15 protein-coding genes and 1 pseudogene are annotated in these 18347 nt (G+C 54.3%); 3 read left to right on the forward strand and 13 right to left on the reverse strand.

Annotation, left to right across the window (positions count from 1 at the left end; translation table 11 throughout):
• From CD000_RS10315 to CD000_RS10370, 11 genes and pseudogenes are all read right to left on the reverse strand, one after another.
• On the reverse strand, positions 1–1059 hold the full coding sequence (locus CD000_RS10315; protein ID WP_096225595.1) for a phosphotransferase family protein: 1059 nt from the start codon (positions 1057–1059) through the stop codon (positions 1–3).
• A gap of 98 nt (positions 1060–1157) precedes the next feature.
• On the reverse strand, positions 1158–1742 hold the full coding sequence (locus CD000_RS10320) for a TetR/AcrR family transcriptional regulator (protein ID WP_096225596.1): 585 nt from the start codon (positions 1740–1742) through the stop codon (positions 1158–1160).
• Positions 1743–1834: 92 nt separating this feature from the next.
• A complete protein-coding gene (locus tag CD000_RS10325; protein WP_096225597.1) occupies positions 1835–3454 on the reverse strand; it encodes a long-chain-fatty-acid--CoA ligase in 1620 nt (539 codons plus the stop codon).
• Between the two features lie 21 nt (positions 3455–3475).
• Positions 3476–4258: an SDR family oxidoreductase gene (locus CD000_RS10330; RefSeq protein ID WP_096225598.1), complete on the reverse strand. Its 783-nt coding sequence runs from the start codon at positions 4256–4258 to the stop codon at positions 3476–3478.
• A gap of 18 nt (positions 4259–4276) precedes the next feature.
• The gene (locus CD000_RS10335) at positions 4277–5488 is read right to left on the reverse strand and encodes an acyl-CoA dehydrogenase (protein WP_033025004.1); all 1212 of its coding nucleotides are present in this window, start codon (positions 5486–5488) and stop codon (positions 4277–4279) included.
• A gap of 175 nt (positions 5489–5663) precedes the next feature.
• Positions 5664–6536, reverse strand: a pseudogene (locus CD000_RS10340) (NAD(P)-dependent oxidoreductase); the annotation flags it as partial.
• Between the two features lie 20 nt (positions 6537–6556).
• A complete protein-coding gene (locus CD000_RS10345) occupies positions 6557–7342 on the reverse strand; it encodes an SDR family oxidoreductase (RefSeq protein ID WP_033025003.1) in 786 nt (261 codons plus the stop codon).
• A gap of 102 nt (positions 7343–7444) precedes the next feature.
• Positions 7445–7663: a hypothetical protein gene (locus CD000_RS10350; protein ID WP_033008438.1), complete on the reverse strand. Its 219-nt coding sequence runs from the start codon at positions 7661–7663 to the stop codon at positions 7445–7447.
• Between the two features lie 119 nt (positions 7664–7782).
• A complete protein-coding gene (gene odhB, locus CD000_RS10355; RefSeq protein ID WP_096226275.1) occupies positions 7783–9051 on the reverse strand; it encodes a 2-oxoglutarate dehydrogenase complex dihydrolipoyllysine-residue succinyltransferase in 1269 nt (422 codons plus the stop codon).
• A 31-nt stretch (positions 9052–9082) separates the two neighbouring features.
• Positions 9083–11935, reverse strand: a complete 2853-nt coding sequence (locus CD000_RS10360; protein WP_096225599.1) for a 2-oxoglutarate dehydrogenase E1 component — start codon at positions 11933–11935, stop codon at positions 9083–9085.
• Between the two features lie 601 nt (positions 11936–12536).
• Positions 12537–14513, reverse strand: coding sequence for a methyl-accepting chemotaxis protein (locus CD000_RS10370; protein ID WP_096225600.1), 1977 nt, complete (start codon positions 14511–14513; stop codon positions 12537–12539).
• A 151-nt stretch (positions 14514–14664) separates the two neighbouring features.
• Between CD000_RS10370 and CD000_RS10375 the strand changes: the two genes are divergently transcribed.
• From CD000_RS10375 to yyaC, 3 genes are all read left to right on the forward strand, one after another.
• Positions 14665–14862: a YbxH family protein gene (locus CD000_RS10375; protein ID WP_096225601.1), complete on the forward strand. Its 198-nt coding sequence runs from the start codon at positions 14665–14667 to the stop codon at positions 14860–14862.
• 77 nt (positions 14863–14939) lie between these two features.
• Positions 14940–15620 (forward strand): GNAT family N-acetyltransferase, encoded by a 681-nt coding sequence (locus CD000_RS10380; RefSeq protein WP_096225602.1) that lies wholly within the window; start codon positions 14940–14942, stop codon positions 15618–15620.
• 80 nt (positions 15621–15700) lie between these two features.
• Complete coding sequence (yyaC, locus tag CD000_RS10385; RefSeq protein WP_020754921.1) at positions 15701–16252, forward strand: spore protease YyaC; 552 nt, start codon at positions 15701–15703, stop codon at positions 16250–16252.
• Positions 16253–16300: 48 nt separating this feature from the next.
• Here the strand turns inward: yyaC and ptsP are convergent, their stop codons facing one another.
• Both ptsP and CD000_RS10395 read right to left on the reverse strand, forming a co-directional pair.
• Positions 16301–18022 carry a phosphoenolpyruvate--protein phosphotransferase gene (gene ptsP, locus CD000_RS10390; RefSeq protein WP_096225603.1) on the reverse strand — a complete coding sequence of 574 codons (1722 nt, stop codon included), beginning with the start codon at positions 18020–18022 and terminating at the stop codon, positions 16301–16303.
• Entirely contained in the window at positions 18022–18288 is a 267-nt protein-coding gene (locus CD000_RS10395) for a phosphocarrier protein HPr (RefSeq protein WP_011230496.1), read from the reverse strand. The genes ptsP and CD000_RS10395 overlap by 1 nt, the downstream gene beginning before the upstream one ends.
• Positions 18289–18347 lie beyond the last annotated feature (59 nt).

Genomic DNA, 18347 nt, shown 5'->3' on the forward strand with positions numbered 1-18347 from the left:
TCACCGTCCTGTCGCCAGCTGCCATGCATGCTCAATGAGCGCTTCGACAAACTGGCCAAAATGGCGAAACCGCTCATCGTTCGTCTGTCCGCGGCGGTAGCGGTAATAAATTTGCTGGCAGATCACGGCCAATTTAAAGTAGGCAAACGTCAAATACACGTGCATATTCGAAACGTCCCGACCGCTTTTTTCGGCATAGGCGGCGATAAATTGTTCGCGCGTGTAAAAACCAGGCCGAACGGTGACCGGCGCACGGCCAAACCCGTGTTTGACAAGCGGCGGATCATCCTCCTCAATCCAATAACTCATGGCCACCGCCAAATCGGCAAGCGGATCCCCGACCGTCGACATCTCCCAATCAAACAGCCCAACCATTTTGGTGGTGTCGTCTTTGGCAAACAAAGCGTTATTCAGCTTAAAATCGTAATGGATTACGGTTGCTTCGCGCTGCGGTGGAATATGAGAAGCGAGCCACTTCATCAGCGCCTCGGCTTCCGGAATATCATCCGTCTTGGCCCGCTCATAGCGCTGGATCCATCCGTGCACTTGCCGTTCCATAAACCCATCCGGCTTTACCATCTGAACGAGGCGTGTGTTCGTATAATCAATTTGATGGATACGGACAAGCGTCTCGACCATCGTCTCGGAAATGCCGCGGCAAACCTCCTCCGTCGGAATGATGCCATCGGGAAAATCACTGTCAATCACGACGCCATGCCGCCGCTCCATGACGAAAAACGGACTGCCGATCACCGATTCGTCTTCACAAAAATAGAATGGTTTCGGGGCGAGCGGGAACAGCGGATGGATTTCAGAAAGCCACGTGCTCTCCCGCTTCATATCATGCGCTTTCGGCGGCACCGGGCCAAACGGCGGCCGGCGCAGCACCGCCTCCCACTCCCCACAGCGGAGCAAATACGTCAAATTCGACCGGCCGGCGGAAAATTGCTGGATCTCGAGCTCCCCATCCGGCATGTCCGGCAGCACCGTGCGCAAAAACTTGGCCAGCTTCCCTGCCGGCAGTTCTTCCCCCTTGCGCACTGGAATAATCGCTGTCATCTCCCTTTCCCCCCTTGGTCAACAATTCAAGCGCGCCATGCCGCCGCACGAACAGCATCCATCGACACACCTCGGATCAAACTTGTTTGTCTCTCTTTTCACTCGGCTTTCGAGACAGACGGCGCGCTCATGCCATCAAGCAGGATCTCCACCATCTGCTTCGCCACCTCGGCATCGGTCAGCTCTCCGTCCGGACGAAACCATTGGTAGCTCCAATTGGCCGCCCCAAGAACGGTAAGCGTGGCGATCGATGGTGACAAATCGCAGCGCAGTTCACCGCTTTTCATTCCTTCCTCAATCAACGACTGCAGCCGATAGCGGAACAAATCGCGCTTTTCTTTTACTTTTTGTAAATGCTCCTCACTCAAATGCTTCATTTCACGAAAAAAAATGCGAGCTTCCCTTCCTTGCCGCTCGACATTATGAATGAGCATGAGGATAATGTCATACAGCTTCTCCCGCAACGGGCGCCGTTTATCGCTTATAATGCGCTCCTCTTCGTCAAGCAGCCCTTCAATGTAGCGAAGATGAATATCCATCAACAGTTCTTCTTTGCTTGTAAAATAGTAATAAAACGTCCCTTTTGTCACCCCGAGGGCGTCAACGATGTCTTGGATCGATGTTTCGCTGAACCCATTTTGTTCAAACAGCTCAATGCTGGCAGCCATAATTTTCTCCTTCATGTTTTTACACCTCTTGCCTAAAATGTAGTCGCTGCCAGCTATTGTACCATAAAACGGCCAAGCCTGCTTCGGACTTGGCCGAAAGCCCTCTGTTATTGCGGGCGGGACGCCTCTTCACGCAAGGCGCGGCGCAAAATTTTCCCGACGTTCGTCTTCGGCAGTTCGGCACGGAACTCGACAATGCGCGGCACTTTGTACGCCGCTAAGTTTTTTCGGCAATGGGCGATGATCTCTTCCTCGCTTGCTTGCATCCCCTCTTTCAGGACGATAATCGCCTTCACCGTTTCGCCGCGGTACGGATCAGGCACACCAACTGCCGCCGCCTCTTTCACCGCTGGATGTTCGTACAGCACTTCTTCGATTTCACGCGGATAAATGTTATAGCCGCCGGCGATGATCAGATCTTTTTTCCGGTCGACAATCGTCACATACCCTTCCTCGTCAATCGAAGCCAAATCGCCAGTGTACAGCCATCCGTCGCGCAGCGCCGCCGCCGTTTCTTCCGGCATGTTCCAATAGCCTTTCATCACTTGCGGTCCACGGATAATCAGCTCGCCGACTTCGCCTGGCGGCAGCTCTTGCGTGCCAGTCGCCACATCGACGACTTTGTACTCGGTCAGCGGCATGCCGATGCCGACCGTGCCTGGCTTGCGCGCCGCAAACGGCGGATTGCAATGCGTCACTGGCGAGGCTTCGGACAAGCCGTATCCTTCAAGGATAACCGCTCCCGTTTTCGCTTCGAAATCGCGCATCAATTCAAGCGGCATCGGCGCGCTGCCGCTGTTGCACGTTTTAATGCTACTGATGCCGTATTGCTCGACTCCAGGAGTATTTGTAATAGCGACATACATCGTCGGCACGCCTGGAAACACGGTCGGTTGCTTGTCGCGAATCGTCTCCAACACTTCTTTCAGCTCAAAGCGCGGCAGCAAAATGTTTTCCGCTCCTTGGTAAATGGCCAAGTTCATTCCCGACGTCATCGCGAACACGTGGAACAACGGGATGACAGTTAAATATCGCTCTTTCCCGAACTCAAATGTCCCTTTGAAAAATTCGGCGCATTGCAAGACGTTGGCGAAAATGTTGCGGTGGGTGAGCATCGCCCCTTTTGAGCGCCCTGTCGTCCCGCCAGTATATTGCAACACAGCGACGTCATGCGCCGGCTCGATCGGCACCGGGCGCACAGCTCCGCTTCCTGCAGCAAGAAATTCGTCAAACGTGACATCTCCTTCAGCCAGCGAAACGGATGGCGGCGCTCCGAAGCTGACGGTGACCGCCCGCTTGACTGCCGTCTCCCCTCTTACCGCAACAAGGCGCGGATAAAGCGGCTCGTAAATGATGATCGTCTCAGCTCCGGAATCGTTCAGCACATACGCCAGCTCGCGCTCAACAAGCATCGGGTTCACTTGTGTGACGATCGCGCCCGCCTGCAAAATGCCGTAGTAAGCGATGACATACTGCGGGCAGTTCGGCAGCATAATCGCGACGCGGTCGCCTTTTTGCACTCCAAGCGCCTGCAGCCTCGAGGTGAAACGGTTGACTGCTGCAGCGAGCTCGGCATAGGTGATCGTTTGGTCATAAAACGTCAGCGCCGGCTGGGAGCCGAATTCCGCCGCCCGTTCATGCAGTACATCGCATACCGTTTTGTCGGGAATATCCATATAGAACGAAATGTGTTCCGGATAAAGAGACAACGCCCGTTTTTCGCTCATTTGCGTTTCCCCCTTTTTTAATTAAATGCCGGTCGCATGGCTGCCGCCGTCAACGACGAGGAGCGCGCCCGTGACAAAGGCGGACGCCGGGGAAGCGAGAAACAAGACGGCCCCTTTCAAGTCATCTTCGCCGCCAAAGCGGCCGAGCGGCGTATGCTCGAGCACTTTTTTCCCAACGCGTTCAAGAACGACTTTTGACATTTTCGTCGGGAAAAAGCCCGGAGCCACCGCGTTGACGCGAATGCCGTGCTTCCCCCATTTGGCTGCTAGATCCCTCGTAAACGTAATAACCGCCCCTTTGCTCGTGTTGTAGCCGATCGTATTTAAAATGTCCGGGTGCGTGCCGCCAAGGCCAGCGACGGAAGCGATATTGATGATGGAACCGCCTGTTTGTTTGGCGATCATCACCTTGCCGACCGCCTGGCTCATGAGAAACGTGCCGGTAACGTTGACGTTGATCACCTTTTGCCATGCCTCAAGCGGCATTTCCTCGACCAGCGCTCCCCACGTCGCTCCGCTGTTGTTGACTAAAATGTCGATGCCGCCAAACTCTTTGACGGTCGTTTCGACGACATGTTTGACCTCCTCCGGATTCGTCACATCGCACCGCAGCGCCAGCGAACGGACGCCGAGCTGTTCAAGCTTTTCTTTCACTTGCTCGCACGCTTCCACTTTCCGCGAACAAACGACGACGTTCGCCCCGGCTTCGGCAAGACCGACGGCAATTTGCTCGCCGAGCCCGCGCCCACCGCCAGTGACAATGGCGGTTTTCCCCTCGATTTTAAATAAGTCCAACACATGCATACGACCACTTCCTCTCCCTTATTGTTGATATTGCCGCAATTCAAGCTTGGCAACTTGCTCTTTATGCACTTCGTCCGGCCCATCGGCCAGACGGAGCGTGCGCGAGTTCGCCCACATGGCGGCAAGCGGAAAATCGTTGCTCACCCCAGCGGCGCCAAACGCCTGAATGGCACGGTCGATGACCTTCAAAGCGACATTGGGCGCCACCACTTTAATCATCGCAATTTCTTTGCGCGCCGCTTTGTTGCCGACCGTATCCATCATGTACGCCGCCTTTAGCGTCAGCAAGCGCGACTGCTCGATCTCAATGCGCGACTGGGCGATCCACTCGCGGATGACGCCGTGTTCAGCGAGCGGCTTGCCGAACGCCACCCGCGACTGTACGCGCCGGCACATGAGTTCAAGCGCTCGCTCCGCCGCTCCGATGAGGCGCATGCAATGGTGGATCCGTCCCGGGCCAAGCCGGCCTTGAGCGATGGCGAACCCTTTTCCTTCGCCCCAAATGATGTTTTCTTTCGGCACGCGCACATGGTCATACGTAATTTCGGCATGCCCGTGCGGCGCATGGTCAAAGCCGAACACCGGCAGCATCCGTTCGATTTTCACGCCCGGCGTATCAAGCGGAACGATGATCATCGACTGTTGCTCATGTTTTGGCGCATCGGGGTTCGTTTTTCCCATCACGATGGCGACTTTGCAGCGCGGGTCGCCGGCGCCAGACGACCACCATTTCCGTCCGGTGATGACATACTCATCGCCGTCGCGAACGATCGAAGCGCGAATGTTCGTCGCATCGCTCGACGCGACATCCGGCTCCGTCATCGAAAAGCACGAGCGGATTTCTCCGTTCAAGAGCGGGATGAGCCACTTTTTCTTTTGCTCCTCTGTGCCATAGCGGACGAGCACTTCCATATTGCCCGTATCGGGCGCATTGCAGTTGAACACTTCCGGGGCGATGAGCGAGCGGCCCATTATTTCGCAAAGCGGCGCGTACTCCACATTCGTTAATCCCGCGCCGTATTCGCTGTCTGGCAAAAATAAATTCCAAAGCCCTTCTTTTTTCGCCTTTTCCTTCAATTCTTCGATGATCGGCGGCACGCCCGACCATCTCGACTCTTGTGCGTTCAGCTGCTCCTCATACACCCTCTCGTTCGGATAAATGTAATCCTCCATGAAAGCGCTTAATTTTTTGATCAACTCTTTCACTTTTGGTGAATAAGAAAAGTCCATATGCTCCCCTCCCTTTTATACTAACCGGTTGGTATGTTGTTTCTACTTTTACTATACCTCTACAAGAGGAAATATTCAATATTTTTTGATAAATACATCCGAATTTGCGCTTCCCATCTCCCCTGCTTCGCTGAGAAGACAGAGAAAGATAAAAAAGGGCGAACAACCGCCCCGATTACGCCTTAACATACCGCTTGTATAGCGCTTGCGTGCCGCTGTTTTCCTCACCGGCTTGCGCCAACTCTTCGTACAGTTGCTTGGCGAGCGCCAGGCCTGGCAGCGGCAAGTTCATCCGCTCGGCTTCCTCAAGCGCAATTTTCATATCTTTAATGAAATGCTTGACGTAAAACCCAGGAGCAAAATCTCCTGACAACATGCGCGGCGCCAAGTTGCTCAGCGACCAGCTGCCGGCTGCCCCTTTGGCGATGCTTTCAAGCACTTTGAATGGATCAAGACCAGCCCGCTTCGCATACGCCATTGCCTCGCACACCCCAATCATGTTCGTCGCGATGGCAATTTGGTTGCACATTTTCGTATGCTGGCCGGCTCCAGCTCCTCCTTGCCGCACGATGTTCGTGCCAAGCCGCTCGAGAATCGGCTTGCACGCCAAAAAGACGTCCTCATCACCGCCGACCATAATCGTCAACGTTCCTTCGCGCGCGCCGATGTCGCCGCCGGACACCGGGGCGTCCAAAGCATGGATGCCCTTTTGCTTGGCCGCCTCGTAAATCGATTGCGCGAGCGTCGGCGTTGACGTCGTCATATCGATGACATATGTTCCCGGCCGCGCATTCTCCAAAATGCCGCCCTCGCCGAAATACACTTGCTCGACATCGCGCGGATCGCCAACCATCGTCATGACGACATCCGCCTCCCGCGCCAAATCAGCAACCGTTTCCTTCCAAACCGCTCCTTCTTGAAGCAAGTCTTCCGCCTTTTCTTTTGTGCGTGTATAAGCTAGAAGTGGATAGCCCGCCTTCAGCAAGTGGCGCGCCATGCTTTTCCCCATGACGCCAAGGCCGATGAATCCGATCGTTTTCATCCGGTCTTCCCTCCTGTCGGCTTGCCTTAAATCGCCTTCACCATGCCGCCATCGACAATGAGCGCTTGACCAGTAACGTACGAATTCGCTTCGGACAGCAAGAAGACGACGACATTGGCAAACTCTTCAGGGGTTCCGTAGCGGCCGAGCGGAATGGCGCTTTTCATGCGCGCTTCCATTTCTTCTTTCGTAATGCCGAGTTTCTCGGCATTCACTTTGTCCAAAAAGGCGACGCGCTCCGTCGCGATCCGACCAGGAGCCACCGTATTGATTAAAATGCCATCCGAAGCCAGCTCAACAGCAAGCGTTTTCGTCAGCCCAACGATGCCAGTGCGGAACGTGTTGGATAAAATAAGTCCCGGAATCGGCTCTTTAATCGATGATGAGGCGATGTTGACAATTTTTCCTCCCTTTTTCTTTAAGTAAGGGAGCGCTTCGCGAATGAGGCGAATATAGCTCAACAAATTGAGCTCAAACGCATATTGCCAGTCTTCGTCGCTCACCGTTTCAAACGTTCCCGCCGGAGGGCCGCCGGCGTTGTTGACGAGCAAATCGATCGTCCCAAACGTCTCGACCGTTTTGGCGACAAGCTGGCGAATGTCGTCGGCGTTGGTGACATCTGTGCGCGTATAAGCGACGCGTCCCTTATGTAAACTGTTCAATTCTTCCGCCACTTCGTGCAACTTTTCTTCGTTTCGGCTCGTGATCATCACGTTTGCTCCTTCAAGCACAAGCGCCCGGGCGATCGCCTTGCCAAGCCCTTGGCTCGAGGCAGCGACAAGCGCCGTTTTTCCCGCCAATCCAAGTTCCATCGTCATCCCTCCAACAAAAGAATGGGTGTTACGTAACCATATTCGCGCTCATTCGTCATTTTCCTTCTTTCGATCAGCGAAAAAAGTGATCCGCTGGGCGGATCACCTCTCTTCGAAAAGCGACTGAAACCGTTTCATCTCTTCCTCGACGTCAAGGCGATCAACGTGAAACGGATTCGGATTGGCAGCCTTCATCGGATCAGCATCAGTCCGCACCCCAATCGCCTCGGCGCCGTCGGCGGTCGGATCGTTGATGACGCTTTCACGCGCGCCGTCGCGGTAAAACATGTGCGGGTGATCGTTTCGTCCACGCTCTGGCATCAAATTCCCCCCTTTTTTCCGGTAGTGTTCCGTAAGACATGGAAAATCATTCACCGATCAGGGAAAGGCGGGGAAAAAGAAAGAGCCTGCGCATCGCAGGCTCCCCTTTTCCTTCCTAATCAGCTTTCAAGCAGCAAATCTTCCGGATTTTCGATCAAATCTTTCACCGTTTTTAAGAACCCTACGGCCTCTTTGCCATCGATGATGCGGTGGTCGTATGACAAGGCGACGTACATCATGGGACGGTTTTCGATCCGCTCTTCATCGACGGCGACCGGACGCAGTTTGATCGAATGCATCCCTAAAATGCCGACTTGCGGCCCGTTGAGAAGCGGGGTCGACAACAGTGAACCGAACACGCCGCCGTTCGTGATCGTAAACGTACCGCCTTGCAAATCGGCAAGCGACAACTTATTGTTGCGCGCTTTCGCCGCCAATTCGGCAATGTCGCGCTCAATTTCAGCGAAGTTTTTCCGGTCGCAGTCGCGCACAACCGGAACGACAAGCCCTTCGTCCGTCGACACGGCGACGCCGATATCATAATATTTTTTCAACAAAATTTCGTCGCCTTGAATTTCCGCATTGACGTACGGATATTTTTTCAGCGCGGCGACAGCCGCTTTGACGAAAAATGACATAAAGCCGAGGCGGACGTCATGCTCTTCGAAAAATTTATCTTTTTTCCGCTTGCGCAGATCGATGACCGCCGACATGTCAATTTCGTTGAACGTCGTCAACATCGCGGTCGTTTGTGTCACTTCAAGCAGCCGTTTGGCGATCGTTTGCCGACGGCGCGACATTTTTTCGCGGATGACCGGCTTGCCGGCCTCAGCGGCTGGAACGGCGGCCGGCGTCGACGTCGGCGCGGCTTGCGGAGCCGGCTGCGGGGCGGCGGCCGGTTGTGCGGCAAACGAGGCGACGTCTTGTTTGCGCACGCGCCCAAGCGGATCAACGGTCGGCACTTGCGTCAAATCAATTCCTTTTTCGCGCGCCATCTTTCGAGCGGCCGGCGAGGCGATCGGTCGTTGGCCCGGAGCTTGGGCGGCCGCGACTGGCTGCGGCGCTGGCTGCTCAGCACGGTCGACCGGCACAGCCGGTTTTGGTTCCTCGGCCAGCTGCGGCGCCTTCTCTGGTGCAGGCGGTGCCGACGCCGCTCCTTCTCCGATAATGGCGATCGCTTGGCCAACCGCAACCGTATCGCCTTCATTGGCCAGCAGCTGCTGCAAAACACCCGACTCTTCCGCCATAATTTCCACGTTCACTTTATCCGTTTCAAGCTCGCAAATCGATTCTCCTTTTTCCACGTAGTCGCCCGGTTTTTTCAGCCATTGGGCGATCGTTCCCTCCGTGATGGATTCTGCTAACTCTGGGACTTTGATCTCAGCCACGTTGATGCCCTCCTCAAATGTTCCGTAGTCATCATTCATGCTTCGTCAATGCACAGCGGATGATGCGCTCCTGCTCTTTTCGGTGGACGACCGGATCGCCTTCCGCCGGGCTGGCCCGCCGGCGCCGCCCGATATAGCTGACATCGACACCGTCTGGGGCAACGGCACGCAGGTGCGGCTCCATATACGTCCATGCCCCCATGTTTTTCGGTTCTTCTTGCACCCAGACGAGTTCTTTAACGTTCGGATAGCGGGCGATGATGTCTTTCACCGCTTCTTCCGGGAACGGATACAGCTCTTCAATGCGCACGATATGCAGCCAGTCAAGACCTTCCATTTTGCCGATTTGTTCCGCCAAATCGATCATCAATTTTCCGGTGCCAAACACGATGCGTTCCACTTTGCCAGCGTCAGCGCCCAATCCCGGCTGTTCGAGCACCGGCGAGAACGCGCCGTCAACGAACGCTTCCGCATCCGACGCCGCCAGCGGATGGCGGAGCAAGCTTTTTGGCGTCATAATGATGAGCGGACGCACTTCTTCTCTTGTCAACAGCGCCGCCTGCCGCCGCAAAATATGGAAATATTGCGCGGCCGTCGATAAGTTGGCAACCGTCCAGTTGTTTTCCGCCGCCAGCTGCAAAAAGCGCTCGACGCGGCCGCTTGAATGTTCAGGGCCTTGCCCTTCGTAGCCGTGCGGCAAGAGCATGACAAGCCCGGATTTTTGCCCCCATTTCGCCCGGCCGGATGAAATGAATTGATCAAACATCACTTGCGCCATGTTGGCGAAGTCGCCAAATTGCGCTTCCCAAAGCACGAGCGTCTCCGGCGCGTAAACGTTGTAGCCGTATTCATAGCCGAGCACGGCGGCTTCCGTCAGCGGGCTGTTGTACACGACAAACGACGCTTTGGCGCCGCTGATGTGGTGAAGCGGCACATACTCTTCTCCGGTTTTCACGTCATGGAGCACCAAATGGCGCTGCGCAAACGTGCCGCGCTGCGAATCTTGCCCGGTCAAGCGGATCGGCACGCCGTCTTGCAAAATCGTGGCAAACGCTAAAATTTCCGCGTGCGCCCAATCGACTTTGCCGTTTTGCGCAAACACGCCGCTTCGCCGTTTTAAAATGCGCTCAAGCTTGTTAAAGACGTTGAATCCATCCGGAAACTGCAGCAATTCTTCGTTCACCCGATGGAGCACGTCTTTCGCCACGCCCGTTTTCACTTCCGGCAGCCGATCGACGACCGGTTTGGGCGGATCCATGATGAAATCAAGCTCGTCTTCGTTTTTCGGCACCCGCTCGTAGGCGATTTTCAGCCGTTCCGCCACCTCTTGCTCCATTTCGTCGACTTCCCGCTCGGTGATGATCCCTTTTTCCATCAATTTTTGCGCATACAGCTTGCGCACGGTCGGATGTTGGTTGATGATCGCGTACATCGTCGGATTCGTCGCCATCGGTTCATCCATTTCATTATGACCGAAACGGCGGTAACCGATTAGGTCAATGACAAAGTCTTTTTTAAACCGCTGGCGGTAGGCAAACGCCAAGCATGCGGCCGCCAAACAAGCCTCCGGGTCGTCGGCATTGACGTGCACAATCGGCACCTCAAACCCTTTCGCCATATCGGAAGCATACGTCGTCGAGCGTGAATCGTAGCTTTCCGTCGTAAAGCCAATCATGTTGTTGGCGATGATATGGATCGTCCCGCCGGTCGTATAACCGCGCAGCTGGCTTAAGTTGAACGTCTCGGCGACAATGCCTTGCCCCGGGAAAGCGGCGTCGCCATGAATTAAAATGGCAAAAGAAGCATCTGTCTTTTGTTCCGGCACGCCCGGTTTCGTCCGATCCTCTTGCGCGGCGCGCGTGTAGCCAAGCACAACCGGGTTGACCACTTCAAGGTGGCTCGGGTTGTTAGCGAGCGTAATCCGCATCGTATGCGCGCTTTTATTGCGAAGGCGGCGCGCCGCCCCTAAGTGGTATTTGACATCGCCCGTCCACCCGTACGTGATCGCCACTGACCCTTCAGACGGAATGAAATTTTTGCTTTCCGCATGCTGAAACTCGGCAAAAATCATTTCGTACGGCTTGCCGAGCACATGGGCAAGCACATTCAGCCGGCCGCGGTGCGCCATGCCGATGTTGACAGCATCGATTTCATGTTCGATCGCCTGCCTGACAAGCTCATCCAAAAGCGGTACCATGGCGTCAAGCCCCTCAATCGAAAACCGCTTTTGCCCGACGTACGTCCGATGGATGAATTTTTCAAACCCTTCCACTTCCGTCAAGCGGCGCAACAAGGCGACCCGCTCTTTGTTGGCCAGGCTCGGATAGTACGCTCCGGACTCAATTTGCTGGATGAGCCAGTTCCTCTCTTCAAGATTATGTACTTGCGAGAATTCGAACGCGATTTTGTCCGTGTAAATTTTGCGCAAATGCAAGATGGCATCCCAGCCGTTTTTGACATGCGCCGGAGCGTGCGGGCAAAGAAACGCGACCGGAATGCGCTTTAAGTCCTCTTCGGTTAAGTCGTATTCGTCAAGCTCCAAGCGGCGCAGCTTTTTCTCCTTTTTGACAAGCGGATTCGTATCAGCAGCCAGATGGCCATAATGGCGAATGCTGTCCGCCAGCTTGACGGCAGCGACAAGCTTGCTGAAAATCGTCGGCGTCTCCGGCAGCCGGAACGTTTGATGCGTTTTGGCTGTTTCGTCATCCGCAGGAGAAACCGGTTCTTCCAAGACCGGCGCCCCCCACTGTTCGAACAATTGTTTCAGTTCCGGGTCGATGCTGTTAGGGTCATCGAGATACTGTTCGTACATTTCGATGACATAACCGAGGTTCGGCCCGTAAAACTGGCTCCACGGTTGAGCGTAGTTCGTCTGTTTTGCCATCGTGAAAAAACCTCCACCTTGTTTTCGCATCGTTCGGGCTGGGCAACAGCTATGCATGAAAGTCCTCATTTAGCTGCCAGTATCCCCAAACGTACAGCAAAATAACAGTATAAACGTTTTCACTGTTTATTTTAGCACTATCGCCCACTAAAATCGACGAAGAAGCTGAAAAAAATTTCACTTATTATCATTGTATGAATAGAAAAAAGATCGTGACTGCACGGCGGCGGGACATTCATGATTTTAAGTAAACGCCGACCGACATTCATCTCCCGCTTATTTTGGACTGCACCCTGTACAAAGCGAAAGTGAAAGTCTCCTATTCGAAAATGATTGAACGCCTCTTGCCTGCGCAAACGTTTAGCGGTGGGAGATTCTTTGGAACAACCGCTCCACGACAGGCTTGCCAGCCAAGCCATCCTCGTGTGTCCCACGGTTCCGTTGTCTTACGAAGACAGCAAGCGAAATCCTTCTTTTTTTGGGCGGCGTTAGGGAACATCCTTGATGCTTCATCCCCCACTTACGCACGCGGAAATGGGAGCCTTCTCGGCTGGAGATGATAAAAAAGGCGCCCCGTTGCCGCTAGGACGCCTTCCATTTTTTATGAAATCTTAAACTTCTCAACCAGTTGTTTCAACTGCCGGCTCATTTCGCTTAACGCCTCCGCCGATTCGGTCACCGTCGAAAGCGCCTGCAACTGATCATCAGCCGAAGCAGCCACTTCTTCCGCCGCTGCCGCTGCTTGTTGGGCGATGGCGGCGATGTTTTGCATCGCCCCGACGACATCGTCTTTGCTCGCGTTCATCCGCTTTGCTTCCTCCATAATCCCAGCGAGCGCTGTTGCCACTTGCTCCATCATGCCAGTGATTTTGACAAATGAATCGCCGGTCGTGTGCACCGCTTCCCGCTGTTCGTCGTACGCCTGCTTGGAGCGGCGGACCGCCTCCATCACCAGCCCGGCTTGCTGCTGGATGGCGGCGATCGTCGCGCGGATCATCTCCGTCGCTTTCGCGGATTGTTCGGCCAGCTTGCGCACCTCATCGGCGACAACGGCAAACCCTTTCCCATGCTCGCCAGCCCGCGCCGCCTCGATGCTGGCGTTTAACGCCAGCAAATTCGTCTGTCCGGAAATGGCCGTGATCGTTTGAATGACACCGTCAATTTCATCCATCTTTTTCACAAGGTCGCTAATGACATTTTCTACAGACTCGAGTTCATTTTTCGCTTCCTCCGATTTTTTCTGCAAAATGTTTAAATGCTCCAAGCCGTCGTAGCTCGCGGTTTTCGTTTCATCGGACAGCGACTCCATGCCAGCCGTCGCATTCGTGACCGCTTCGATTTGCTGCGACAGCGCCGTCGTCCGCTCATTGATCGTATCAAGGCTTCCTGCTTGATCGGTCGTTCCTTTGGCGATTTCGCCGATCGCTTTTGCCACTTGTTCGCTTGTGGCCATCGTTTCTTCGGAGACAGCGCTCAAATGGTCGGCCGAAACGGCCAATTCATTGACCGAGCGGTTCACCTCGCTGATCAGCATCCGCATATGGTCGATCATGTCATTGAAGTGGCGGGCGAGGCGGCCAATCTCATCTTTGGCAGTGATGCGCGCGTGCACCGTCAAGTCGCCGCCCGCCGCCTTTTCGACTTGCTCTTGCAACGCAGCAATCGGCCTTGTGATCGAACGCGCCAAGAAATAGACGGCAACAAGCGCTACAACGAGCGCAATGACGGTAATGACAAGCATGTTCTTCCCAATGGAACGGCTCATGGAGGCTAAGTCTGCTTCTTTATAGACAGCGCCGACTTTCCAGCCGAGCTCTGGAATCGTAGTGAAGTAAATCACCCGCCGTTCGCCGTCTTGCTCATATTCGTGCATTCCTTTTTCATGCTCGAGCATATAGCGGACCGTCGCGTTTTTCGCCATGTTTTTCCCCTTGTATTGTGGGTGGACGACCGCCGTCCCCTTCGCGTCAAACAGCACGGGGTATCCGTGATAGCCGACGTCGCTCGCATTGACGATTCTTGTCACCGCATCGAGCGTCATATCGATGCCGATGACCGCAACAATGCGGCCGTTTTCGCTCACCGCTTTGGCCAACGTCACAACGTGCTTGCCGGTAATCGCATCGACGTACGGTTCGGTCCACACCACTTCATCCGGCCGCTTCATCGCCGCTTTATACCACGGGCGGCTCGTCGGATCGTATCCGTCTGGGAGCTCTGTCATCGGCGTGATGTACATTTTCTTCTGCTCGGTGCCAATATAGATGAATTGCACATTCTCATGCAGGCGCAAAAACGTACGAAACTGCTTTTCCATCTGCGGCCACGCTTTTTCATCGCTCACCATCTGCAAGGCGGACGGCGATTCACTAAACTGCACTAAGCTGTTTTCCTTGCTCTGAAAGCTGTCGCGAATATCGCCGAGCAGTCCATCAAGCGCCGTCTGCGCTCGATGTTTCACATCAGCGTCAACAAGCCGTTGCGTTTGCCAAACAACGATGAGCTGCGTCGCCGCCAACGAGATGATCAATAATAAGGCCATCAAGACGATCAATTTGCTGCGCAATGTCCGGAACACTCTCTATTTCTCCCCTCTGTTTCCTCTTTTTTGTCGCACTAATTTTCATCATACAAAGGACGATCGGCCCCGTCTATAGGAGGACCTTCTTAATTCATACATAACGAATCGACGCACATGAGACAATAAACGAGAGGAAGGTGAATGACAATTGGGCGCCATCGAACACGAAGGATATCGATTTGAGATCGAATACAGCGTCTTGCTGCAAAAAGGGGCGCTGCACGTTTATCGCGACGGTGAATTGATTGAGGAAATTGAGTTTGCATTTTGCGGCGAAAAGCCCGATGAACAGCAAATTGAAGCGCTTGTGAGCGAGTATGTCGAGCAAAAAGCCCGCGGCCGCTAACAGCGGCCGTTTTCTTTTCTTGCCATTTTTTCGAGTTTTCCGTTATGATGAGGGTAAAAAAGCAAGGGGGGATCGGCATGTACGATAAACGTTTATACGTCTTTGACGGCAACACCCCGCGCGAAGCGGTCATCCGCAACTATACGAAAGACGACTTTGCTGATCTCATCCGCGTGCAGCAAGAAAGTTTTCCGCCCCCGTTTCCATCGGAGTTATGGTGGAACGAACAACAGCTTCATAACCATGTCACTTTGTTTCCCGAAGGAGCGCTTTGCGTCGAAGTCGGTGGGCGCATCGTCGGATCGATGACTGGCTTGATCGTTGACTTTGATCCAGCCCATACCGATCATACATGGGAAGAGATCACCGACGGCGGCTACATCCGCAACCACCGCCCGGATGGCAACACGCTTTATGTCGTCGACATTTGCGTCTCGCCGCCATACCGGAAGCTCGGCCTCGGCAAGTGGCTCATGCAGTCGATGTATGAAGTCGTCGTCCATCTCGGCCTCGACCGGCTGCTCGGCGGCGGGCGGATGCCTGGCTACCATCGTTACGCTAATGAATTATCACCCGAAACCTACATCGACAAAGTGGTTGCTGGCGAGCTGAACGATCCGGTCATTACGTTTTTGCTCCGTTGCGGGCGAACGCCGCTTGCGATTGTCCGTAATTATTTAGAAGACGAAGAATCGCTCAACCATGCCGTGTTAATGGAATGGCGCAATCCGTTCAAGCAAAAACAAGGACACAATTGACAGAAACGAAAAAAAGGAATCACCAGCATCGGCCGCGAACTAAGAAAAGGAGAACGACCGACGGAAAGGAATCGCGGCCGATGAAATCGATTTTGTATAGTGATCCGCTTGCTCCTTTGCTTATTCGCAATGAATTGTTTTCCCTGCTGCCAGCGCACATTTCCCGTTTGACCGTCGTTTGCATCGGCAGCAACCGCATCAACGGCGACAGCTTAGGGCCGTTCGTCGGCACGCTGCTGGAAAACGCTTATCCGGATCATTTGACCGTCATCGGTACACTTAGGAAGCCTGTCGATGCAACGAACATTCATCGTGTTTCCGAGCGGCTGCAACACGAGCGCGGAGCGTATGTGGTGGCAATCGACAGCATTGTCGGGCCGCAGCCGTTTGTCCATACGATCGCCATCCGCCCTGGCGCCCTTTCCCCTGGCACGGCGCTCGGCAAATCGCTGCCACCGGTCGGAGACATCAGCGTCATGGGAGTCATGATGGAGGACACGGCCGATGTAAGCGCGCTTCCGTATACGAATTTGCACATTGTTTACCAAATGGCGAAAGTTATCGCTATCGGCCTTTCGCTTACGGTCCGGCAGCGGTATGGCTATGAATCGTCGACGCCGCTGTTGGCATAACGCAAAACGAAAAAAGCGCGGCGAACGTAAACGTCGCCACGCTTTCATTCAGGCAAGTGAAAATGTTCGTTTGACAAACGACACGACTTCCTCAGCCGTACCAAGCGACAGCACTGTCTCTTTCACGCGGACCGCATCCTCTTTTGACAGCCGCTTCAGCTGGGCGCGCGCCGGCAAAATCGAGGTGGCGCTCATGCTGAACTCATCAAGGCCAAGGGCAAGCAAAATCGGAATCGCGATCGGGTCGCCGGCCATTTCCCCGCACATCCCGACCCATTTTCCTTCGCGATGGGCGGCATCGATCACGTGGCTGATGAGCCGCAAAATAGCCGGGTTGTACGGCTGGTACAAATACGCAACCCGCTCATTCATCCGATCGGCCGCCATCGTATATTGGATCAGGTCGTTCGTTCCAATGCTGAAGAAATCGACTTCTTTCGCAAACTGGTCCGCCATGACGGCAGCTGCCGGGATTTCCACCATCATGCCGACTTCAATTCCATCCGCAACGGCAACCCCTTGGCGGAGGAGCGCTTCTTTTTCTTCGAGTAAAATCGCTTTCGCTTGGCGGAATTCATCGAGCGTCGCAATCATCGGGAACATGATTTTCAAATTGCCGTGCACGCTCGCCCGCAGCAAGGCGCGCAGCTGCGTGCGGAACATGTCTTGCATTTCCAGGCAAAGGCGAATGGCTCGAAACCCTAGAAACGGGTTCATCTCTTTTGGCAAGTGTAAATACGGGAGCTCTTTGTCGCCGCCAATGTCAAGCGTCCGGACGACGACCGGCTTGCCATTCATTTGTTCCAGCACCGTTTTGTAAGCCACAAACTGTTCGTCTTCCGTCGGCAGTTCCGAGCGTCCCATGTATAGAAATTCTGTGCGATACAATCCGATGCCTTCCGCTCCGTTCGCCAACGCTCCTTTCACATCGTCTGGCGTGCCGATGTTGGCAGCCAGCTCGACATGAATGCCGTCAGCCGTCACGGTCGCCTCGTGAACGAGTTTCGCCCATTCTGCCTTTTGCGCCTCGTAGCGGGCCCGCTTCTCTTCATAACGCGCAAGCAGCTCCGGGGACGGATTGACGACGACTTGACCGTCAAGTCCATCGACAATGACAATGTCGCCGTTTTTTACTTCCGCCGTAATCGCCTTCGTGCCGACGACAGCCGGGATTTCGAGCGAGCGGGCCATAATGGCCGAATGCGACGTTCGCCCGCCGATGTCGGTGGCAAATCCTTTCACATATTGGCGGTTCAGCTGCGCCGTATCGGATGGCGTCAAATCCTCAGCGATAATGACGACCTCTTCGGAAATGAGGCTCGGATTAGAGATCGTCACGCCAAGCAAATGGGCGAGGACGCGCTTCGTCACATCGCGGATATCGGCGGCCCGCTCTTTCATATACTCATTGTTCATGCCTTCAAACATGGAAATGAAAAACGATGCCGTTTCATGGAGCGCATATTCCGCATTCACTTGTTCTGTTTTGATTTTTTCCTTAATCGGGTTCAGCAATTCTGGGTCGTCAAGCACAAGCAAGTGGGCGGCAAAAATGGCGGCTTTGTCTTCGCCAAGCTTTTCCAAGGCATGCTGTTTGATGGCTTCCAGCTCTTCTTTCGCTTTCGCGACCGCCGCCTCAAGCCGCGCAATTTCCGCCTCGACGTCGGCGACCGTCCGTTTTTCGGCCGCCAAATGAGGCGTTTCCAAGCGGTATGCCTTGGCGATGGCGATGCCGCTTGAAGCGGCGATGCCATGAATCGTCTTCTCCATTATTCCGCAAGACCTTCCTTTGCCAACGTATCGGTTAACGCCGCCATTGCTTCTGCCGCATCGGCCCCTTCTGCCGTGATTTTGATCGTCGCCCCTTTCGGAATGCCTAACGACATGACGCCCATGATCGATTTTAAGTTCACTGTTTTGCCGTTGTACTCAAGCTGGATTTCGCTGTTGAATTTGCTCGCCGTTTGCACCAAAATCGTCGCCGGACGAGCGTGGATGCCGGAATCAGAAACGACTTTAAACGTTTTTTCTGCCATGTTCATCATTCCCCTTTTCTTCAATTTTTTCTTTGCCATCATATCAAATGCAGGGGCGG

The sequence above is a fragment of the Geobacillus sp. FJAT-46040 genome, assembly GCF_002335725.1.
Classification (GTDB): Bacteria; Bacillota; Bacilli; order Bacillales; family Anoxybacillaceae; genus Geobacillus; species Geobacillus thermoleovorans.